Raw genomic sequence first — 22,981 nt, forward strand, 5'->3', positions numbered from 1 at the left:
AATTAGTCATCGCTCTATCCATATTCATATTTCACAAAATATGTTACAACTACGCCAAAAAGCCCTTTGTATGGTTAGAAATACAAAGGGCTTTAATTAGGTATCATGAATATTTGGCGATTTCTCCAAGGTTAGTGGCGGTTCCTATGGTTTTTGTGGCGGTTTCTTCAGATTTACTGGCGATTCCCGAGGTTTTCGTGGCGATTCGCACGAGCTTACTCACAATTCACCAAGCATTCTCCATATCTTGCTGTGTTGCTAATTCATAGTACAAAGATGATATTCCGCATAGCTCGTACATCATGCCGTGTACATAGAGTTTTTCACCATTTGTACCATTGAGACGAATGGCAAAAAGCGCATCTCCATTGCCAACTTTTTTAAGTGTTACACCGTCAGCTGAAGTTTCAACATCCACAATTTTGTCATCAATCATTGCTCCTGTGTATTGCTCGATACTTACGTCCTTAACAGTAAAACCTATATCACTCGTTGGAATGAATGCACTACTTTTTTCAAGTGCTGCTGATGTATACATATCATAGCCGTCGGTTTCAGCTCGTATGCCTACGCGCACAGAATTCCCTTTATCATCAGACAATGTTGCAATGTAGTCTCCTGCTTGCAATAACTTCAACTCATAATTGCCGCCTTGTGGAATACTTTCTTGCTCCCAACCTTCAAAATCAAATGGTTGATAGACAAAGACTTTGTCACCTACGTCGTACCCTTTCGCAGTAGTTAATTGAATATGAACTGGATCAAAACCTAGTTCCTCTTCAAACAGCAGTGCAGTACCAGGTGTTATTTCATCCGTTTGCTGACATTGAAGCTGAAGCTTGCCGTCCACTTCTGTCACAACGACTTTATACTTTTGGGTATCGACGACCTCATAGTTTTCATCTTTATCAATATTGTAGCCAATTAACATAAAGTAGCCCGAGCCTTCTCGCAATGCCTCCACCGTTATGCCATTCGTTGTATGGTGAATTTTGAAAAATTCCTGTTCCCCATCTGTCGCAACATTGTCATAAGAATAAGCATCCAATTGATTTGCACCTAAATCACGAGCAGAAAACTTTTGCATGACACGATTTGCTTGCATCGCTTCAATGCGCTGAATAAATAATGCCAGCTGCGAACGTTTCACTGTTTCTTTTAAGCCAAATGTAGTTGCAGTAATTCCCTTAGTAATATTTTGTTCAAACAAAGGGCCAACCGCATAATAGGCATCGGAATATTTCACGATATCTGTAAATGGCAGTGTCCAATCATTTGTATCATTCTCTAGTTGATAAGCAGCCGTTAACATCGTCGCTAACTGTTCTCGTGTAATGGCTTGATTGATAGCGAAGCTACCGTCCGCAAAACCGGAGGCAATTCCTTCATTGGCTAATGCCGCAATCGCGCCATAGTATTCATCACTTTGGTGAACATCCGTAAATTTTGGATCTACCACTTTTTGTGTATCTAAATTCAATAAGTTCGCTAAAATTTTAGCAACTTGTCCACGTGTCACATCTGCAAACGGCTTGAACGTCCCATCTGCATAACCATTAATAATGCCTCGCCCTGCTAAATCTTTGACCGCTGCACCATATTCTTTCGACATATCCACATCGCTAAACCCTTCAGCCGCCTGCGCTGTCGGCACCACGACAATAGCACTTGTCGCTAATGCCGCAACCATTGCCCCATGAAATAAACTGTTTCGCTTCATCCGCTCAACCCCCTACCCATTTTATCTATCATACTATGATAATACGTGGGATTAATAGGAAAAGTTTCATAATGATTCTTTGTTATGTATTGCTTTTATTTCCATTTAACCCTAAATTAATTTGTTTATCTGTTCCTAAAACAATCTCTTTTAGAAATTGTTCGTAAATGTATGTCATTTATTAAAAATCTTTTACTTGTAGATTTCATTAAAAAATGAAGGGATTATGTAAAGGAATGATTTTATAAACAACTCAGACAGGTATTTCATGTATACCCACAAGCAACGAAAAAAGGTAATTTCTTTTTAGGTACTGTACGTTTCTACGAGAGCATTCATTCACATTCCCTCCTAAAGATATAAGCTCTCATGCACGCATACATGAGAGCTAGAATTCAAGATAATAATATATTAAAAAAGAGAATCCAAACGATATTAATCAAAAAAACTCCTATCTTCCGAAGAAGATAGGAGTTTTTGAATCCGTTCGCCTCATAAAGGAAGGCGTGGATTAATAATCGTTAAGATTATTGCGCAGAGATACCTGAAATAGCACCAATTTTATTGTTACCACTTAAATCAGTTAATGTTAAATCAGTTGCTGTTGCAGAAGTATAAAGAACAACATTTGAAGCTGCAAGTGTTAAATTACCTGCAAAGCTTAATGTTAATACATTGTCATCAGCTGCATCAGTACCTGCTGGTGCTGCCATTGTATACGCAACATTTGTTGTACCTTGTTTAATTACGAATGTAGGGTTAGTTCCGCCATCTAAAGTAGAATCATCTACATTTTCAGAGAATGTTAATTTAAGACCTGTCGCTAATCCAGTTGCAGAATCTTTAATGTATTCTACTTTTGTAACTGTTGGAGCAACATTATCTTTTAACGTTACAACTTGTTCAATAGATTTAGCTTCAGTTGCAGATGAAGAAATCACTTTACCATAATCTGCACTAGTAGAATCTGCTACTTTAACTGCATTTGCATTTAAAGAAAGTTTTGCAGAAAGATTGTCTAAACCAACTGTATAAGAAGCTGGTAATTCAATTTTCACTGTATCTTTAGCTGAGCTTGTGAAGTAAACAACTGAACCACTTGGAAGTGCTGAGCCGTTTAATGAATAAGATGAAGCTGTTGCAGCAGCATCGTCAACTTTAACACCATATGTTACAGTAATTACATTTTTACCGTTTTCCGCTACTGCAGTAGTACCGAAAATAGTACCATCTTTTACTAAAGTTGCAACTGCATTTGATACAGTTGTAGATAATGTAGTAGCTTCATTTACATTGTTGCTACCATCTTTAACTAAACCTTTATCAAGTACTAGGCTGTAATTTCCATCAGTAAGACCAGCAGCATCGTCAATTGTGATTACAAGGTTCTTTCCATCAACAGTAGGTGTTGCAGCTACTTTTACTGAACCACTAACAACTGTTAATTTAGTAGCATCTGCTAAAGTTAAAGTTTTGTCAAATGGAACTGTAATTGTTTTTGCAGTTTTATTGAAAGTAATTAATTTAGATGAAACTACTTTTGGAGCTGCTACATCTTTAGATAATGTAACTGAACCAGTATATTCTTTACCTAAAACTGTGCCATTTTTATAACCTGATAAAGCTACTGATAAACCTACTGAAGCTTCGTCAGTACCATATAATGGATTAGCTGTTGTAGCTTGAGTAGGAACTGTAACTTTAACATATTTAGTAGCAGCTACTGAATCTGCACCTTTAGCGTCAACATAACCAACAGTTAAATCATTAGAGTCAAAAGTATAGTTACCTTTTTTAACTGTGAAGTTAGTTTTAGCGATTGTATCAACAGCTTTGTTTAAAGTTACGATGAATGAAGCACTATCTTCAGCTTTAATAGAGCTAACTTCTGGAATAGAAGTATCAGCAACATAATCTACAGTAGTAGTTGTTAATGCTTCTTTATTCGCTGCAAAGTCAGCATAGTTAAGAACTTGAACTGTGTTAGCACCTGATTTTAATTGAGCAACTGTGAAGCTATAAGTATAGTTTCCAGCTTTTGTTGTGTTAGCACCAGCTACTAGAGTTGCACCATTTACTGAAATACCACCAACATTAGTTGTCCAATCAACTGGCTCATCAAAAGTTAATTCAACAGTTGTACCATCTGTAGCTTTTGCAGATAAAAGTTTTGGAGCTTGATTATCAACAAATTTAATGTCAGAGAAAGTAGCACCTTCGAATTTATCATAAGCACTTGTTAAGATAGAATCTTTAGCAACTACCACTTTAACAACATCATTATTGCTTAAACCAGCATCTAATGTGATTACAGCTGAACGACCGTCTTCAGCAACTGTAATTGCATCAGAAGCAGCAGAAATTGCTACAGCAGTACCATTGTTTTTAGTTACAGTGAAATCTGCAGCTTCTACAGTTGTAGCTTTAACAGGTTTGTTAAATGCAACTTTAATTTCTTTAGCGTTAATTGCAGTAACTGAAGTAACTACAGCGTTTGTTGCTTCAACAACAAATGCAGGAGCTGCAACTTCGTTTACAGTGTAAACAACAGATTGTTCAGTAATTTCTTGAGCTGCTACTTTATCAACTGTTAATGTAACAGTTAATCCGTCAGCTGAAAGTACTGCTGCTGATGCTTTAACTTCTGTAGCTTCGCCACCGTTAATAGCTTGAGTTACTGTGAAGTCTTCAGCTTCTACTGCTTCAGCTTTTTCTGCTAATTTAACAGTGATTGTACCGTTTGTAGCGTTAGCTGATTCTACTTTCACTGGTGCAGGTGTAGGTGCAACGTTAGTGATTGTGCGGTTTAAGAATGATGCGAATTGACCACGTGTTAAAGAGTTTTTAGGGTTGAACGCTTTAACGTTTGTAAGACCAGCATATTCTAAAGCAATGATTGCTTCGCGGTTTTCAGTTGCTGTAGTGTTGTCTAAATCTGTGATTGCAGATTTGAAATCAGATTCTTTGTAATCTGCTACTAAATCTACACCGTATACAGTTTTGATAGCACGTACTAATACAACAGCCATTTGTTCACGAGACATGTTGTTTGTGTGCATTAATTTGTTGTTAGAACCTTTGAATACGCCAGCGTCTTTAACAAGTGCTGCATATTGTAATAATTCTTGGTCAGGAGTTGTAGTTGGAAGGTCAGTGAAACGAGCTTCTGTTTTGTAATCAGTTGGAATTTCATAACCTTCTGATACTAACCATTTACCTAAGAATTTTGTTACGTTACCACGTGTTACCACTGCGTTCGGTTTGAATGTACCGTCTGGGTATCCGCCTACGATGTTTGCGTCCGCTAATGCTAAGATAGCGTCCTTGTGATCACTTGATTCAATATCAGAAAAGCTTGCTGCGCTAGCTACTGGTACAATTGCTGATGCTACTAGAGCTGCTGATGCTGCGCCGACAACCCATTTGCTATATTTTTGTTTCATGTCTAAAAACCTCCTAGATAAATTAGCCACTTTTATGACTACGATTCTATTATAAGAGAAGTAGAACATATATTTCCATGTGAAATATCTGGAATGAAAGATGTGGTAACGGTAATACTTCACTGGTTATAAATACAAAAATTAGTTGATTTATATATTAGATTCCACCCAATAATTAGGTAGAAAACGCGGATTTTATGCATAAAATATACCAATTTACCCACACTTACTGAGACTTTTTCCCTTCCAGGTTTTTTTTACTAAGCCAAACTACCCTGTTAATGGAATAGTGAACAATTCATGAATTTACGTTACAATAATATAGGTAATTTATTCATTTATTCCCTTGGAAAAATGGATTAAGTTATTTTGGAAACCAGAATATAGGCGAGTTTATTTTATTCTATCTGCAGTTACTGAGCTCCAACCCTTGATATAGCTGGGTTTATCTGCATTCAGGGTATTCTATCGGCGGTTTGCTCTGGTCTACCGGCGATTCATAGCATTCTATCGGCGGTTTACTCTGGTCTATCAGCGATCATAGAATCTATCAGCGATTCAAGAAGTTCTATCATTTACAGAGATGGGGATTTGACAGAAATGGTATTTAGTAGTCTTATTTTTTTATATGTCTTTTTGCCATTAGTAATTGTTTTGTACTTCATCTCTCCGAAGATGTTACGCAATACGATTTTACTGTTGGCTAGTTTGTTCTTCTATGCTTGGGGTGAACCGAAGTATGTGCTTTTAATGATGTTATCCATTGTGCTCAATTATGTGCTCGGTATTGTCATTGAAAACACCGCTTCACAATCAAAGCGCAAAACGCTCCTTTGGTTAGTCATTGTTAGTAATTTAGCGATTTTAGGCTATTACAAATACGCTGGCTTTTTCGTAGACATTATTAACAATTATTTGGCGCAACCGATTGAATGGCAGGCTGTGCCACTGCCAATTGGTATTTCGTTTTACACGTTCCAAGCACTTAGTTATGTCATCGATGTTTATCGCAAAGACGTCAAGGCACAGCGCAATTTCTTGGATTTATCACTTTTCATTACATTATTTCCACAGCTCGTTGCAGGACCTATCGTTCGCTATCAAACAGTCGCTGAGCAAATCAAAAAACGAATCGCTACATCTGAAGATTGGATGATTGGGACACGCCGCTTTGTGCAAGGCTTGGCGAAAAAAGTACTGATTGCCAATCCAATGGGCGAAGTAGCCGATCATGTATTTAGCTTATCAGGTGGAGATTTAACAACAGGTACTGCGTGGATTGGGATTTTAGCGTACTCACTTCAAATTTATTTCGACTTCTCAGGCTATAGTGATATGGCCATTGGGTTAGCTCGTATTTTTGGCTTTAAATTTGAAGAAAACTTTAACTATCCGTATATAGCACAATCTGTTACAGACTTTTGGCGTCGCTGGCATATTTCACTTAGCAGTTGGTTTAGAGATTATGTCTACTTCCCACTCGGTGGTAGCCGCGTAAGTCACGAATGGAAGCTATATCGCAATTTACTTGTGGTATGGACACTAACTGGTTTTTGGCACGGGGCTAGCTGGACTTTTATGGCTTGGGGCTTTTACTATGGGATATTAATCTGCCTGGAAAAATGGGTACTGCTGAAATGGTTAACGCGTATTCCACGTGTATTACGACATATGTATATTTTAATTATTGTCATGATTGGCTGGGTTTTCTTTAGAGCGAATGACTTTACATATGCATTTGCATTTATCAAAACAATGTTTGGTCTAACGGATGCTCCTTTGTACAATTATGAAACGATTTTACTGTCAAAGGATTATGCTATTTATTTTGTTATCGCGATTATTTTTGCGATGCCAATTTATAAGATTTATCACAACTGGAGCGAGCAAAAGGCTAGCACTTCCCTGTCATTTGATTGGAGCCTACGCATTACGCAAACCATTTACTATGGTGCTCTTTTGTTATTTATTACGATGTTTTTAGTGAACGCAACACATAATCCATTCATTTACTTTAGATTTTAGGTGGGACATCATGCGAAAAATTCAAACGTATCTATTACCAATTACATTTTTTTGCATCATTTTCGGTGGCTTCGTCGTGCATGTATTAACTGTGGATCGCCCGCAATCAGAAATGGAAAACCGTGCATTAGCATCTGCCAACATCACGCCTAGTCCACAGGAAATCTTTTCAGGTGATTGGTCCAAACAAGTTGAAACTTATATTTCGGATCAGTTTCCTGCACGTGATACATGGATGCGCAATTATGTTAATTTTCAGCGGATTGTAGGCAAAACGTATATAAACGATAAGTACGCAGTCGATGATAATAGCGGTTGGATTATTTCCAAACCAGCCGCAGCCAAACCGGAAGAAGAGCTAGCTTCCTTTGCCTCAGACTTACAGCGCTTAAGTGAAGGACTAGCCGAAAAACATATTCCGTTTACGTTCTACTCACTACCTGCAAAGGCGACTTACTCACGTGAGCCTAGTCCAAGCTATATGCCTGACGATGCGGGGATTGCCAACAATACAAAACTGCACGAATTGGTGACAGCAGCTAGGGTAGACAATGTTCGTCTTTATAATGACATGCAGGATGATTTTTCTGCTGAGCGCAACTTCTATAAAACGGATCACCACTGGACAATCCGTGGTGCGTACTCTGGTTACGAAGCACTTATTCACACACTAAGCGAACGACTTGGGGAAACGATAGCACCCATTCCTTATGATGAAGAGAAGACATTTTGTTTACCAAATCAGTTTGCCGGCTCATGGAATAAAATTCTGTATATGACCGTCGATAATGATGAACAAATCTGCTACAATGAGCCCGCTTCGTTCGCATCACAATTTACAATTTACGACGGTACAATTGAAGATGGCGTCACTGCCCCGTATGAAGCAGTGTACGGACGCGCCAAACAAATGAGTGCCGATGCAGTCGTGAACTACGCCGAAGCCTACAGCCGTGACTTTGCCGAGCTCACTATCGTCAATAAAAACTATGACAGCGATAAGCACCTCGTCGTCATTAAAGATTCATACTTTAACACGATTCAATTTCATGTAGCCAGTCACTTTAAAACGTTAACAATTTTAGACTTACGTTATTTAGAGAAAGATATTATTCCTTACTTGCAAAACATGCAACCGGACTATGTTATTCTTGCCTACAATGACCGTAATTTAAAATTAATGCCGGAGTAATCATCGTTCGTGAAGCAAGAGCGATGATTTGCAAGGTTCTATCAGGGATTTCTGCAAGAGTGGGGAGCCATTCTTTCTGGGTTAGTGGCGATTCTGCCGGGGTTTGTGGCGATTTGCCAGGGTTTAGTGGCGTTTTCTCATAGGTTTGTGGCGTTTCACCCGAAGTTAGTGGCGATTCGCACGAGGTTACCCTCGATTCCGAGGATTCTATCAGCGTTTCGCACGAGTCTATCGGCGATTCCGGGGGGTCTATCGGCGTTTCGCACGAGTTTATCGGCGATTCTGGGGGTTCTATCGGCGATTTCTGCTGGGTGGTGGCGTTTCTCATGAGTTTTGTGGCGATTCTCCCAAGTTATGTGGCGTTTCCCATGGTGTTCGTGGTTTTTGCGCGAGTTTACCCACGATTTCCAGGGTTTACAGGGGATTCCGGGGTTCTATCGGCGTTTCGCTCGGGTTTATCGGCGATTCCAAGGGTTTTACCCGCGTTTCGCACAGGTCTACCCGCGTTTCCCGGGGTTCTACCCGAGTTTCACACAAGTCTACCCGCGATTTACCCAACTTTACCCGAGATGCCAACGCCCGACCAGCAACAAAAAAGCAGTGATTTCTACTATAGAAATCACTGCTTTTAACGTTTCTTCAGCTTGCCGACAACATATTGGCTAAATGGTAGGACTGACAACAGCTTTGTCAGTCCGATACAAACAACAAGCGTCCACAGCAACAGCATTGGAACACGAGTTATGGTGCTGTCAAAATGCGCCACGAACCAGCTTGTGGATAGGCGCAGCACTTCCCAATGGATAAGGTAAATCATAAAGGCATATTGACTTATTATACGAACAATCTTCGTCGATGGCAGCGACTGCCCCCAGGCAATTACGCAAAGTACAATACTCACCACAAGGGGCACTAAATCTAGCCGTCTTGAATGCACTTCTATATAGCCAAGTTGCACACGAATATATAAGAACACCATAGATAGCAACACAAATACTACTGTTGCACCGCGATATTTCTTCGCCAACTCCGCAATCTGTTCATAATAAACACCAAGCGCATAGGCCACAGCAAAATACCCGAGCCATCCTGTAAATAGTAAACGGATTACCATGACATTGTCCTCAAAAATAGGATATGGCAATCGAATGACCGCATGATGCACAAGTGTAATTAACACACTCAGCGGTAAAAACCAAGCAATCGACCACTTAAAGCGCTTCATCAGCGCTATGATCACATAGAGTTGCATAATGACAACGACAAACCAACCGACAAACTCACCAGACACCACGTTATGATAGTACTTGTCCCATAGCAAACCTTTTCGATAAATCGACTCCACTAATAACGCATCTAAAAAAGCCCACACTAAAAAAGGTACAAAAATATATTGAATACGACTCGACCAAAAATTACTTGGTAGTCGTTCACGATATCGATTCGACATTATTAAAATGGATAACACAATAAACGTCGGTGTTGCATAGCAAAGTGCAATACGTAAAAATAAGTAAAACTGTTGCTCCGGCTCTACCCCAACCTCCATAATAATCCACGATGATGTATGCAATAGTAAAATAGATAGGCATGCCACCACACGTAGTAAATCCCATTCTTTTATCACTACAACATTCTCCTAATACTTTCTCTCTCTATTAAGGATGTCATAGATTGTCGATGTTTGCAATGGTGATACTTGTAATCTACTTTGCTAGCAAACAGCAAATGCTTTCATTTACAATAGCCAATATGCAATATTTGGCGTATATTGAAATCGATTCATGATAAAGATAAAAGAAAGCTTCTAGCTATAAGAGGGGTATAAAATGTATAAAATATTAATCGTTGAAGATGACATAGATATTGCACAAACATTAAAAAACCAACTTGCTAAATACGGCTATCAAGGCTCGATTGTGCAAGACTTTGATAAAGTACTCGAGGATTTTCAAACATATCAACCGCACTTAGTTTTAATGGACATCAATCTCCCTGCCTTCGATGGCTACTATTGGTCACGAAAAATAAGGCAAGTTTCGAACTGCCCCATTATGATTTTGTCCGCTCGGATGAGTGATGCCGATCAAGTTTACGGGATTGAAAACGGCGCAGATGACTTTATTACAAAGCCATTCTCTCTCGAAGTGGTGTTAGCAAAAATTAATGGACAAATCCGACGAATATATGGTGAATATGCGGTAGATGCACAAGCGCGCATCCTTCATAAAGGTAATACAACGTTAAACATCGATACAGTCCGATTAAGCACAGCCGAAAATGAAGAACTACTTACGGTCAAAGAACTGCGACTTTGTACAATCCTTTTTGAAGCATATCCAAATGTCGTGACGAGACAGCAGTTACTCAGTGCTATTTGGGATGATGAAACCTTTGTTGAGGAAAATACGCTAACGGTCAATATTGTAAGGCTACGTAAAAAATTAGAGGCCATTCAATCATCATTAGCAATACAAACCATCCGTGGCATAGGCTATCAACTATCGGAGAAGCAAATATGAAGCTATTTTTACAAGACCACCTAAGTATTATTGTTTTATATCTCTTGACGTTTCTATGCTTCCCTATTGCTATGCAACTGTTAGATGGCTTTGACAACCATTACGGTTATTTTGTATTTTTAGCGACTGTACTGTTAATTGTCCTATTGTATGTTCGTTATGTACGCCGTAAAAAAATGTATGCACATATTGAAGAAAATACACTACAAGCTATTTATCGTCCTCTTGCTCCGTATGAAAAAGCATACGCACAGCAAGTACAATCGATACAAAACTTACTGCTAGCTCACGAAGAACAATACAAGCAGTTCTCACAGGAGCAGCAAGTGCTCATTTCCCATGCTGTGCATCAAATGAAAACACCCCTTTCTGTCATTCAACTACTGATTCAGTCCAACCAATGGAAAGATGCGACTTTACTTGTTGAATGGCAAAAGGTGAAAGCCCAATGTGACAAGCTGAATTTTTCGTTGAATCAACTACTAACTTACAGTCGCTCGACGAATTTATTGGCAGATGTAAAGATTGAAGCTATACAACTAAAAGTAGTTGTACAAGAAGTAATTAATGATTTAAAAGATTACTTTATTGAAGCAGAGCTATTCCCCAAATGCACAATCCAAGACGACGTGTTACTCTATTCCGATCGCAAATGGCTAAAGGTCGTTATTTATCAATTATTAAGTAACGCCGTTAAATATGGCGAACGGCATTCTTCGGTAAACATCCATTATGAAGATGGCCATTTACTAATAAAAAATCATGGTGAAACTATTCCCCAAAATGAAATTGCGCGCATTTTTGACTTGTATTACACAGGTTCTATAGGGCGCAAGAAAGGGGAATCCACTGGTATCGGGTTGTATTTAGTGAAACGAATACTCACAACGTTAGACCACCCATTCCAGTTACAGTCCGTAAATAATGAGACGACGATCATCATTGATTTCTCAAACAGTATAAAAAAGTAGTATGACAATTTTGTCATACTGCTGTCATGTATAGCGATATATGCAATTCACGAAAGTATCTATACTAAAAGTACAACAGATACACAAGGAGTGATGATACATGTCAAACACAATACTACAGGTCCATCAGCTTCACAAAGAGTATACGGGAGAAGTTGTCTATAAAGCATTAAAGGGCATCGATTTTCAATTAGCTGACAATGAATTTGTTGCCGTGATGGGTCCTTCCGGTAGTGGTAAAACAACCTTCCTTAATTGCATCTCTACAATTGACCGCCCGACAAGTGGCAAAATCTCTATCAATAACAAAAATCCATACGAGCTTAATGACGATGAACTAGCAAAGTTCCGCCGCAATGAGCTGGGCTTTGTATTTCAAGACTTTAATCTTGTTCACACATTGACAGTTGAAGAAAATATTTTACTACCATTAGCATTAGACTCAGTTGATATCAATGATATGCACAAACGTTTAGCGAATGTAGCTCAACTATTAGGTATTGAAGGGATTTTAAAGAAACGCACATTTGAAATTTCAGGTGGGCAAAAACAACGGGTAGCCATCGCAAGGGCTGTTATTCATGAACCAAGCTTATTGCTAGCCGATGAACCGACTGGAAACTTAGATTCCAAAGCGGTCAATGATGTGATGGCATTATTGGAATCCATTCATCAAACATTGAAAACAGCGATTTTAATGGTGACACATGATGCCTATGTCGCAAGCTTTGCACAGCGTGTGGTTTTTATTAAGGATGGCTCTCTCTATAACGAAGTAAGGCGCGGCAACAATAAACAGCAATTTTACCAAGAAATTATGGACACACTTGCGTTTTTAGGTGGTGGACAGCATGAAATTTAATGATATTGTTGTACAAAATATTTTACGTGATAAATGGACTTATATTTCTTATTTTTTAAGTAGTGTCTTTTCCATTTTAGTGTTCTTTCTATTTTCCATTACAGCATTCCATCCAATGCTTGCTGCTATTGATCAAAATAGTACGCTTGGCATTACGATGATGTTTGCTAGTTTCTTTATTTATATTTTCTCGTTTATCTTTATCATTTACTCTATTTTTGCGTTTTTGAAAAAGAAAACAAAAATACTCGGCACGTTTATGATTACAGGTGCATCCATGAAGCAAATTCGCACAATGATTTTCAGAGAAAATATGCTGATTGGTGGTGCTGCCATTATGACAGCAATCACACTAGGGCTTATTCTTTCACCTTTATTTTTAATGATTGCAAAACGTGTGCTGCGAGCAAATACATTCGGAATGTATGTACCATTAGCAGCAATCTTGTTAACCGTCGTTCTGTTCAGCATGTTGTTTTTAATCGTATCGAAAATTATTACACGCTTTATCAATCGGGAAGAAGCAATTCAACTATTAAAAGCTGATGTGACAACAGAGAAAATTATTGCCTCCTCGCCTGTTAAATTATTGCTATCAGTGATCGTAAGTAGTGTTTTATTGCTTGCAATGAAATTACAATTTACTTGGGTTGAATCATTCGGCATGCTGTATTATATCGCCTTAATGATTAGCTCACTGTTAACAATTTATTTCATCATTACCCAAGGCATACTATGGATAATAAGAATGAAAATCAAGGGCACTTCCTATTATAGAAAAACCAATATGCTTGTTGTTTCTAACTTACAGGCAAAGGGTCGCTCCCATGCACATATAATCTACTTACTAACGATTTTATTGCTCGGTGTATTTTTATGTACAAGTGTCCTCTACAGCTCTTACTACAATGTAAAAGAGAGAACGGAAAGCTTGTACCCTTATAGTTTCCAATATACTTCCCTTCCTGGGAATTCACTTGCACAAGAACGACAAGATATTAGCTATATCCAATCGGCTTTAGATAAAGCAGGTCCGTATGATGCTTATTATTCGGCATTCAAAACAGATGCACAACGACGAATTGCGTTTATGTCTGTAAGCAATTACAATGCACTCGCTTTTCATGAAAGCATTACAATAAAAGATAATGAATATTACGTTGCAGCAGGCCATCAAGGCGTACGTCCTGCTATTGACACGATCCATGAATACGCACTACCAAAACTGCAATTTGCTGGTTTACAAGAACAAAATATTTTACTAACCGGCCTTCAAAATGTTTATTATATCGTGCCGGATACCATTTACGACAAGCTGGATTTCCCTGTCTACAAAGTGTTTGCTTTTGAGCTTCAAGATTGGACAAACCACATCGATGTAGCGGAAACTATTTCTGCTACTATCTCATCTAATGATACGCATTTAATGTCATCGAAAATTGATTTATACGCTACAGAGAAGTTTGTAAAAAGTATCATGTTCTTCATCGGCTTTATGCTTAGTCTAATTTTTTTAAGTGCGGCAATGAGCATTTTATACTTTTACCTACAAACATCACTTGAAGGTGAAAAAGCAAAATATACAGGCATTCGCAAAATCGGCCTATCTATGCGTGAAGTAAGTTCCGTCGTTACACAAGAATTAGCTATGCTAGTTTTTATCCCATTTACATTGGCAAGCATGCTACTTGTTTGCGTCGTGTTAGCCATGCGCGATTACATTTCTTCGACATTTTATGAAATGACCGCAATCGGCATTAGTATTTTTTTACTATTATTTATAGGCAGCTTCTTTATTATCCGTCGAAGCTATTTGAAGAAATTATTAGACGTGCAGTAAGCGTGCCTGTCACCTTTTTTTTAAAATAAGTATAAAAAGGACCTTAATATAAAGAGGCAAGAATACTGTTATATTAGTATTCTTGCCTTTTGTCGTTATAATTCTACATAATGATACCAAGCATGCCAGTAAAATTGTGTTCCTTGATATATATATTCTTTTCCGATTACAAAGTCGCCTGCAAAGATTGCATTTTCCACAGTAGAAGTTGAATAATGTGGTGTATATGTCTCAAGAATTTTTTCAATCTTATATTTTTTCCCGTTCACTTCAATCGCATCTCCAACCTTAACTGGAAATGCAAGTTTAATTGTCATATCATCAATTTTATAAACAATTTCTTTATCGGTGACATTCGCTTGAAACATGCTTTTCTTAAAAAATTCAACATCACCATCTGTTGAATAAATGGTGCCTTCTAGCGAATTTGGAGACACGGGTTTATATAGCCCGGATGTCGTCACACCGCTCGTAGCTGGACTATCACTAGTTCCATAATTTATTTCTTTTGTTGTATCAAAAGCGATGTTAGCTGACACATCAATTTTTTGAAGTGGCTTGTCTATAACTTTATCATTTGAAAGTGATGTCGTTTTTACAAAGCCAAATACATTTCCTATAGAAATATAGGTATAGCCACTCACCGTTGTAAAGTAAGTCGAAACTTTTTGACCACGTGGATAATTCCCCATATGAGATGTCGCTTCAATTTGTTTCCCGAAACGCACTTCTTCCGTTAAATATTGAGTTGTTGCTGTTGGTATTGCTGAGACAAAATTTTTAGGGACATAACCTTCTACTACATAATCTGAACCTTGCCCTGGGTCATACATTACTTTTACATAATCCCCTTCTGTTCCAATGACTTGTAATATCGCACCGTGTTTTGTATGTCCGATACTGTCAACGTCAATTCTCGGCTCAGGTTTAATGGCCACACCGCCTTTAGAAGAAACAAAAATGTTCGATCCTTTTGTAAAACTCGTGCCAAGCTGCTGTTGAATAGATAAAGGTACTTCACGATAAATGACTAAATCTGTAGCTTGTACACGATAACCACCACTCATAGTATAAACTTTACCAATGGAGGTTTGTTCCACCCCATATACACGGAAAAAGTTCCCCTTCTTCACAACGAGTGATGTAAACGTCTCGTCTGTATTTTGTTTATATACTTTCACATCTTTAGAAAACGTCATTTTTCCAACTTGCCCATAGTCAACTTCAGCGCCATCCCAAACGACTGCTTCCTTTGCAAGTGCGTCTGTTGCAAAGAAGCAACTCCCCGCAATTGTTAAACTAAGTAACCACTTTTTCATTTTAGACAAACCTTCCTATTCATGACGAACAATAATTTATGTATATGTTATAGATTCTTTTTGCTTTATTGTACTTCATTAGTATTAACGCCCCTATATACAAATTTAAGCAAATAATCAAATGTTACAAATATAAAAATATAAATACTTCCCAATAAAGCACTAATGTACAGCGTATCCTTATAAGTATTAATATCAAAATTTAGTAGAGTGAACAACAGTGAAAAAATGAATGCATAACATAAATGTTTACTATACATAAATAATATATTTTTATTTTTACTATATTTCTCAATAAGTAAGGAAACTACTAAAGCTACAATCATAGAAGGCGCAGTGAAAATAGTACCATAAATCCCATATACTATGCTGTAAGCGGAAGTAATAAATAGTGGAATAATAAATATCCCCGTAATGATTGTAAGCACAGCAGCAATTGCTTTGATTTTAAACAACACATTTCACATCCTTTGCACATAGAGAAAAAACGAATCTACTAAATACCTTAACACAAAAATAGGAAATTAATTCTTTCTTTCGTAGAAATACCGAGGAAGTACAATAGATAGTTGAGATAGAAATTATAAAAGGTGAACTAAAAAATTCACGATTAAATAGGATCGATGAAAAAGAATTAATTTTGTTAGATTCAATTCCTTAAATATACAGTTTTAATAAAACTAGCCTGTTGTCAGTGATGAGGCACCGACAACAGGCTAGTTTTCGCACTTTACTGTCTCTTTCATATCCTAAATGGAGGCAGTATCATATGCACACAGATTATCGACAAGACCAAGCAACGAGCACTCGTAAATCAATAGGTGGTATTGGACAAGGACAAAAGATAACTGTCTAATATCCAGGAATCCTCCCAATAGTTTTCTTAAATCTTTTTTTCATCTAACCCGCTATCGATTTTTGAAATCGTTTTATAATATGGCTCACCCAATAGTCTTCATCAAAATGATGAACATAGAGTGGATCCTCTTGCAAACGATGGAGGAAACCAGAAGTCATAAGCGCTTCATCAGCTTTCTCACCTAACACTTTTTTTAGTTCATCTCGAATCGAAAAGACAAGTTCCAAATCTAATTCATTAAATGTGTATTCATTCCATTTCAATTTCCTTCACCCCCACTATTTTCAAACATTCAATTGCTGCTTCTGTATGTAACGCTAACTGAGAATTCTTACTATACAGTGGCTTGATACTATCAAAAAATTCATCAAGGGTAATCATTCCATTAAGCATTTTACGCACTAAAATGTTGGTGCGCCCATCTGCAAGTGGGCCGAGCGTACAATCATAAGAATGATATAATTCATTCATAAAACCAGTACTTCGGCAATTGAAAATAAACTCTGCCCACTCCTTTGTAGGTTGCTCAAATTGCTTAGTAGTTAAACTCAACAACTTTTTAACATCTAATTGAAAATATACAACTACTGGCTCAGTACCATCAGGCAATCGACCATCTATCATTTCATCTTTAGCTCTTCCAATCGCCCAATTTTCAGCTTGCTTCAAATTATTTGTTACATAGAAGCCCTTCCCAAAATCTGTACGAAAACGCGCCTTCGACAAATCTATACGCTGTTCAATATTTTCTCCATCACGTTTTGTTGTACCGTGATAACAAAATAAATAAGATTCCATATTTCTACCCTGTAATAACCGTTTTTTACGAACGTTAACCACTCGTATTTTGGCTCTTATTATATCATATTCTGAAATACTTCTTAAATATCATACAAAAAGAACAGGAATTCACTTTAATAGATTCTTATTGATAAAAACCCACTTCATATCCAAATGAAGTGGGCTTCTTATTAGTGGTTAGTTCACCATTTTCAGCGCTGCTTTGTTACTGTAAATCGTTTCTACCCATTCCGGGTGGTCGATAAATGGATTGCGGTTGCCTTGGATTTCGTAAATTCTTTCGTTTCTTCGTTTTTCAAAGTCATCTACAGGATCTTGTTGATGCCATTGTAAAAGAACCGACAGTTTACCGTGGTAAGGATTGGTGCCGTTGTTGACTTTGTCATTTAGTTCAAGATCCACTTTATCGCCTGCTTCATAACGCGTTGCCATATAAAATAAGATACGAGCGACATCACCTTTTACATTATTAGGCGGCTCGAATGAATCGGAGTCTTTAAAGCAACCATTACAGCCAGCGACTGGGCTGCCACCGTTGTCAAAGTCTAAATTGCCTCTTGCGCTATTCACTTGTACATCGGTTGGGCGTAAATGATGGATATCTGTTCCTGGCCCTTTGCTTGTCCCAAAATTACCATGTGATTTTGCCCACGTATGCTCACGGTTCCAGTTGCCTACATTGCCGCCGTTATTAGTTTTCGGGCTTGATTTACCAGAGTAAAATAATAGTACATTATTGACATTATTCGGGTCTTCATCCGTATATCTTAATGCATCCCATGCATCGTCATATGACAGTACTTTTTGATTGGAAATAATATCGTGTAGCGCCTTTTTGAGTGCTAGCCCTTCTTTGTCATAGGCAGCAGCATAATAGTCATTGTTAGCCGTTACGCTAACACTAAAGTTAGTAGTAACACTTTTCTTACCATCAGATGCCGTCACACCTACAATATGACTACCCGCTTCTAAATTTAGCGTTAATAGATTGCCATTAATTGACCCTTTCGTCGCTGTAAATGTCAGCTTATCATTATCAGGATCAGCGAAATGTTCCGTTAAATCAATTGTAATTGCTGTGCCTACAGCTACTGTCTGGTTTGAAATAGGTTTTTTTACGATTGGTTGCTTGTTTTCAAATGGTACAATGATGTCCCCTTTTGAATTCGTGAATTTTATGCTCTCTAACGTTGCACCTTTCGTTAGTTCAATCAATTTAAAGTCGATATTGTCCGCGCCGCGAATTTCACTGACATTTTTACCTTCAATTGTGATCTTTTTAAAAATGTTGCCTTTTAAATCTACAATGGAACCTGGATGATTTGGCGTAATAATGACATCTGTGTTTTTAAAGCCTTCACCGTGTAACTCTACATACTTCCCTTTAAGATGTACGCCTTTTGTAATATAGGAATTCGCATCTAAATGCAATGCCACACTAGGCTTTGTAATGTTTAAAATATTTTTCTTAAAGTTCTCATAGTAATAAGTGATTTCAGGTACAATCGGCTCCACAGTTGAACCTTTTTTCAAGTCCATTTGCACCATAACAGGGTCATGGTCACTTGCACGTCCTGCCATATCTGTAAAGTCGGCATTAATATGAAGAATATCAATCACTGTTTTGTCTTTCAGGTTATTAGAAACTAGAATATGATCTAATACTTGCGAATTTCCTTGATATAAATATGTGTAACGATCAGCGTCTTCTGCTTTATTAATCATATTTGTCATCAATTCGCCCTCATGAATTTTAAGCGGTGCAGCAAATTGATAGTCGTTAAAATCACCTAAAGATACAACATTTGCATCTGGATTTTTTGATTTAATATCTTGCACAAAGCCATAAACAATATTGGCGATTTTTTGGCGTTGCACTTCACTTTTATATTGCGGTGGTTGAATCGCACCGAACAATGGCGTGTCGCCTGATTTAGAATTCCAGTGGTTGGCAATCACGATAACATCTTCACCTTGGAATTCAAATTGTGCAGCTAACGGTTTTCTACTATTATCAAATGCTTCATTTGTCGGGTCAATGCGACCTGGGTTTAACGTTAATTGACCGTCTTGATAACCAACAGCCGTCGTTGCATCCCCTGCTGGGCTACCTTCCTTCAAGTTCACCCTTGCTGGATTGTAAAGGAAACCAACGCGAATATTAGCGTTCGGAGCACCACCATCTGCATTATTTACCGGGTCAATATTGACATACTTATATTCAACACCACTTGCCGCTTTAATGGCGTCAATTAAACGTTGATAGCTTTGATCTGCCTTTGAATCGCCAGCAGATTCACCGTTATTATCTTGTACTTCTGTTACCCCAACAATGTCTGGTGTTTGCATATCAACAGCAATTGCTCGCGCTAATTTACGCGCCTTGTCATCTGAAGTAGATGATTTATTATTAGAGAAGTTTTCTAAATTATAGGAAGCAATTGTTACTTTATCTTCTGCTTTAACAATTTTTGTTGTCTCAGGTGTTGCCGCACCTTTTACATGTGCTTGCTTCATTTGATCTAATGGCACATAAATTTTAAAGTTTTGATAAGAGTAGCCAACAATACCCGTAATCGGTCCATTGAACTTATCGCCTGTTGCCACTTCAAAATCACGAGCTGTTCCGTTCGGTTCTAATCTAAATTGGATACGATTCGGGTTTGTTTTCCCTTCTTCATATAACACGCCACCATGAAGCGTATTCGTTGGTTCACTTTCAAGAACCGTTACTAAATCACCATGTTCTTGTGGACCGACAGCTTTGACATTGCCCACTTCCACGCGCATGCCTTCAATACTTTCCCAGAAATCGATGGCATCAATTGTTGGGTTGAAAACTTGCAGATTGTCACTATCAATTTGGCTAAATGACATTTTTAATTTATCGATTTGAATGGCTTTTGGTAAGGCTACACTACTTTTTAGCACTTCTACTTTGCCACCTTGGTCATTTCGTACATTGATTTGCGTTGTTTTTAAATCTGTTTGGTTGGCATCACTATAGCCATCGTACGCATATTCATCAACTTTACCTTTGATCGATACTAAATTCCCTACTTGAATTGGCCAAGCATTTTTTCCACTATAAAGTAAAATACCTTCCGATGTATTCGGATTATTATCCGCCAATTCATCAGGCGTTTGAATCGTATAATAATAACTACCATTTAAAGAAAATGAATACGTTACGATCCCCTCAATGCCCTCAATCGTTTTACCAGCATATGGTGAAGCATGCCCTTCCCCTTGAATATCATGGATTTGCAATGCATCAGTAATGTTATAGTCATAGGTCATCACTTCACTAAACGTGCCATCACTAGCTTTTACAACTGTTTTTAATGTTGTATTTGCCGTAATGTCGATTGGCGTTGTGTATTTCGTACCTGCTACAGTTGGATCAGTACCATCTACTGTGTAATAGATTTCACCATTTGCTGTAGATGTCGATAATGTAACAGTCGTTTTACCTACAAATGTTCCACTGCCAGGAGATGCGATTGCTGGTTTTAATGCTTTACTATCGACGACAATATCATTTACAGAACGTGGAATCACTTGGTAATCATTATCGAACTGTTGGACAATGCCTGTAATCGATTCATAGGTTGTGCCTGCTGTTAAACCAAGCGTAGCAGTTTCATCACGCACTAAGAAAGTGCTGCCATCACTCGCGCTGAAGTTTGCCCAGCCGCTTCCTGTTTGAGCATTCGTCAACGTGACATTTTTTACCGTAACGAGTTGCGATTCATTTGCTTCTCCGACCTCTGCACCTGTTACGACTTTCGCAGTGGGTGCACCAACGCCTGCGACTTTATCGATGATTTGAGCTGCGTCTAATTGCAGTAATCCTCGATAATCCGCTAACTTCCCTTTCAGCGTTACTTCGAGACCAATTTCTACATTAAGGCTAGATGGACGTACGGCAATACCACCTGTGCCATCCTGCACCGAAATCGTATTTTTCAGCTTTCCTGCTACAATCCCTTTAATTGTAACAGTCGTACCGTTTGCTTCTTTCCGTGCATCAGCGATCGACAGCACATCTGCTTGTCCAATTACTGTGTAACTATATGTTTGGACATCGCTATTTTCTAGTCCATCTGCTACTGCGATTGCTTTTAGCGTCGTTGTTTTATCAATGATAATTGGTTGCGAATAAACAGCACTTTCCACTGTCGGCTCTGTACCATCTGTTGTGTAATAAATCGTTGCGCCATCTGTTGCAGAAGATAAGGCAATCGCTGTACCAGCCGCAACAGTTCCAGATGGTGTGGAAGCTGTTACTGCTTCAGCCTTTGTAATCGGCCCTACTTCTCCGCTATCCATTACATGACTACCTAAGTGATCAAATGTATCGATTGGATATTGCTGCCATTCTAACGAAGGATCAAAGACATCGCTTGGATTGTTGTCACCTAACGTCACGGCACTTTTTCTAACCAATGTTTTATCAACAGTGGATACACCATTTACATCCCATGCTTTCCCTGGATCGAAGCCTACTTGACCGAAGGAATCAATCACCTCTTCGCCCTTTTTCAAGACAATGGCATCATTGCCATTGAACGAAGTAACTGCTGAGGCAAATCCACCTTTATCTTTGATTGCTGCCACGGCACTAGCATTATAAATAATAACTGTCTCATTATGTGCTAAAGTTCCGCTTAACGTCTGTTTGTTCGTAGGAGTAGTCCCACCGTTTGTATAAAGTTCAAGTCTATATTGGCTTAAATCAATGGTTGAACCCGTTCCATTATAAAGTTCAATCGCCTTGTTATTACTCGACCCTTCAATATATTCTGAGATAATCAAATCAGCTGCTGGTCCGGCAGCGACAGCTTGAGCAGGCATTACTGGAATCGATACACTAGCAACTAAAGTTGATGCTAGTAAAGCATTAAAAGACTTGTTCCATTTCTTTTTAGACATTGTCGTTTAGCTCCTCTTTAAGTATTTGCTTAAATCAAGTGAAGAAAATCTACTATCTACCTATCTCGTCTTTCGGTTTGAACTTACACCGCAAGCGGCTTTTCTCACATACTCCGTACCATCAATACTAGTAAAACGATTTTTCTACAGTACATATATATGAAACCATAATAGTGTTAATACACTATTTACGTAATGTAAATTATACTATTTATAGAAATCTATTACCAAATGAATATAGGTAATGCAAGGCTATGGAAAGCAATTTGAGCGAAAAGAACGAAAATATTTTCCGCTGCGACGGGGCTTTCCGCTCAGCACAGTAAGCCATAAGCCTCGCTGGCGCGAGGCTTGTGGCTTACAATTTTTGTATTGTGAGCTGGAGTCCCCCACCCTCATTCGTAGCTACGGCTGCAACGGCAACATTAGTAGCATCTGCAATCGTACCAGTGGCATCTGCAGCAGGCTTCACAGATGTAGCAGGAAACGACC

14 protein-coding genes are annotated in these 22,981 nt (G+C 38.3%); 6 read left to right on the plus strand and 8 right to left on the minus strand.

Annotation, left to right across the window (positions count from 1 at the left end; translation table 11 throughout):
- Window positions 1-226 precede the first annotated feature (226 nt).
- Together ACIQXI_RS20855 and ACIQXI_RS20860 are read right to left on the minus strand one after the other, a co-directional pair.
- Window positions 227-1,720, minus strand: coding sequence for an S-layer homology domain-containing protein (locus ACIQXI_RS20855; RefSeq protein WP_402928295.1), 1,494 nt, complete (start codon window positions 1,718-1,720; stop codon window positions 227-229).
- A gap of 527 nt (window positions 1,721-2,247) precedes the next feature.
- Complete coding sequence (locus ACIQXI_RS20860; protein ID WP_402928296.1) at window positions 2,248-5,163, minus strand: S-layer homology domain-containing protein; 2,916 nt, start codon at window positions 5,161-5,163, stop codon at window positions 2,248-2,250.
- 600 nt (window positions 5,164-5,763) lie between these two features.
- Here ACIQXI_RS20860 and ACIQXI_RS20865 point away from each other — a divergent pair.
- Window positions 5,764-7,188: an MBOAT family O-acyltransferase gene (locus ACIQXI_RS20865; RefSeq protein ID WP_402928297.1), complete on the plus strand. Its 1,425-nt coding sequence runs from the start codon at window positions 5,764-5,766 to the stop codon at window positions 7,186-7,188.
- Between the two features lie 10 nt (window positions 7,189-7,198).
- Complete coding sequence (locus tag ACIQXI_RS20870; RefSeq protein WP_402928298.1) at window positions 7,199-8,380, plus strand: alginate O-acetyltransferase AlgX-related protein; 1,182 nt, start codon at window positions 7,199-7,201, stop codon at window positions 8,378-8,380.
- 628 nt (window positions 8,381-9,008) lie between these two features.
- Here ACIQXI_RS20870 and ACIQXI_RS20875 read toward each other — a convergent pair.
- Window positions 9,009-10,007, minus strand: a complete 999-nt coding sequence (locus tag ACIQXI_RS20875) for an acyltransferase family protein (protein WP_402928300.1) — start codon at window positions 10,005-10,007, stop codon at window positions 9,009-9,011.
- 202 nt (window positions 10,008-10,209) lie between these two features.
- Between ACIQXI_RS20875 and ACIQXI_RS20880 the strand changes: the two genes are divergently transcribed.
- The 4 genes from ACIQXI_RS20880 (at window position 10,210) to ACIQXI_RS20895 (ending at window position 14,575) form a co-directional block, all read left to right on the plus strand.
- Window positions 10,210-10,902: a response regulator transcription factor gene (locus ACIQXI_RS20880; RefSeq protein ID WP_402928302.1), complete on the plus strand. Its 693-nt coding sequence runs from the start codon at window positions 10,210-10,212 to the stop codon at window positions 10,900-10,902.
- Complete coding sequence (locus ACIQXI_RS20885) at window positions 10,899-11,873, plus strand: sensor histidine kinase (RefSeq protein ID WP_402928304.1); 975 nt, start codon at window positions 10,899-10,901, stop codon at window positions 11,871-11,873. Before ACIQXI_RS20880 ends, ACIQXI_RS20885 begins: the two co-directional genes overlap by 4 nt.
- 100 nt (window positions 11,874-11,973) lie before the next feature.
- On the plus strand, window positions 11,974-12,735 hold the full coding sequence (locus tag ACIQXI_RS20890; RefSeq protein WP_402928305.1) for an ABC transporter ATP-binding protein: 762 nt from the start codon (window positions 11,974-11,976) through the stop codon (window positions 12,733-12,735).
- Window positions 12,725-14,575, plus strand: coding sequence for an FtsX-like permease family protein (locus tag ACIQXI_RS20895; protein ID WP_402928307.1), 1,851 nt, complete (start codon window positions 12,725-12,727; stop codon window positions 14,573-14,575). The genes ACIQXI_RS20890 and ACIQXI_RS20895 overlap by 11 nt, the downstream gene beginning before the upstream one ends.
- 95 nt (window positions 14,576-14,670) lie before the next feature.
- Here ACIQXI_RS20895 and ACIQXI_RS20900 read toward each other — a convergent pair whose 3' ends face one another.
- The 5 genes from ACIQXI_RS20900 to ACIQXI_RS20920 form a co-directional block, all read right to left on the minus strand.
- On the minus strand, window positions 14,671-15,894 hold the full coding sequence (locus ACIQXI_RS20900; protein ID WP_402928308.1) for an SH3 domain-containing protein: 1,224 nt from the start codon (window positions 15,892-15,894) through the stop codon (window positions 14,671-14,673).
- Window positions 15,895-15,959: 65 nt separating this feature from the next.
- Window positions 15,960-16,349 carry a hypothetical protein gene (locus tag ACIQXI_RS20905; RefSeq protein WP_402928309.1) on the minus strand — a complete coding sequence of 130 codons (390 nt, stop codon included), beginning with the start codon at window positions 16,347-16,349 and terminating at the stop codon, window positions 15,960-15,962.
- Window positions 16,350-16,794: 445 nt separating this feature from the next.
- Window positions 16,795-17,016 (minus strand): hypothetical protein, encoded by a 222-nt coding sequence (locus ACIQXI_RS20910; RefSeq protein WP_402928312.1) that lies wholly within the window; start codon window positions 17,014-17,016, stop codon window positions 16,795-16,797.
- Window positions 17,003-17,551 (minus strand): DUF3990 domain-containing protein, encoded by a 549-nt coding sequence (locus ACIQXI_RS20915; protein ID WP_402928313.1) that lies wholly within the window; start codon window positions 17,549-17,551, stop codon window positions 17,003-17,005. Before ACIQXI_RS20915 ends, ACIQXI_RS20910 begins: the two co-directional genes overlap by 14 nt.
- A 180-nt stretch (window positions 17,552-17,731) precedes the next feature.
- Window positions 17,732-22,489, minus strand: a complete 4,758-nt coding sequence (locus ACIQXI_RS20920; RefSeq protein WP_402928315.1) for an endonuclease — start codon at window positions 22,487-22,489, stop codon at window positions 17,732-17,734.
- Window positions 22,490-22,981: the final 492 nt, after the last annotated feature.

The sequence above is a fragment of the Lysinibacillus sp. NPDC097195 genome, assembly GCF_044762075.1.
Taxonomy (GTDB): domain Bacteria; phylum Bacillota; class Bacilli; order Bacillales_A; family Planococcaceae; genus Lysinibacillus.

Bases quoted from the DNA above. Each gene is read 5' to 3' on its own strand.
- ACIQXI_RS20865 (WP_402928297.1), top strand. From the start codon at position 5,764: ATGGTATTTAGTAGTCTTATTTTTTTATATGTCTTTTTGCCATTAGTA.
- ACIQXI_RS20880 (WP_402928302.1), top strand. From the start codon at position 10,210: ATGTATAAAATATTAATCGTTGAAGATGACATAGATATTGCACAAACA.
- ACIQXI_RS20855 (WP_402928295.1), bottom strand. From the start codon at position 1,720: ATGAAGCGAAACAGTTTATTTCATGGGGCAATGGTTGCGGCATTAGCG.
- ACIQXI_RS20900 (WP_402928308.1), bottom strand. From the start codon at position 15,894: ATGAAAAAGTGGTTACTTAGTTTAACAATTGCGGGGAGTTGCTTCTTT.
- ACIQXI_RS20890 (WP_402928305.1), top strand. From the start codon at position 11,974: ATGTCAAACACAATACTACAGGTCCATCAGCTTCACAAAGAGTATACG.
- ACIQXI_RS20870 (WP_402928298.1), top strand. From the start codon at position 7,199: ATGCGAAAAATTCAAACGTATCTATTACCAATTACATTTTTTTGCATC.
- ACIQXI_RS20885 (WP_402928304.1), top strand. From the start codon at position 10,899: ATGAAGCTATTTTTACAAGACCACCTAAGTATTATTGTTTTATATCTC.
- ACIQXI_RS20920 (WP_402928315.1), bottom strand. From the start codon at position 22,489: ATGTCTAAAAAGAAATGGAACAAGTCTTTTAATGCTTTACTAGCATCA.
- ACIQXI_RS20915 (WP_402928313.1), bottom strand. From the start codon at position 17,551: ATGGAATCTTATTTATTTTGTTATCACGGTACAACAAAACGTGATGGA.
- ACIQXI_RS20895 (WP_402928307.1), top strand. From the start codon at position 12,725: ATGAAATTTAATGATATTGTTGTACAAAATATTTTACGTGATAAATGG.
- ACIQXI_RS20860 (WP_402928296.1), bottom strand. From the start codon at position 5,163: ATGAAACAAAAATATAGCAAATGGGTTGTCGGCGCAGCATCAGCAGCT.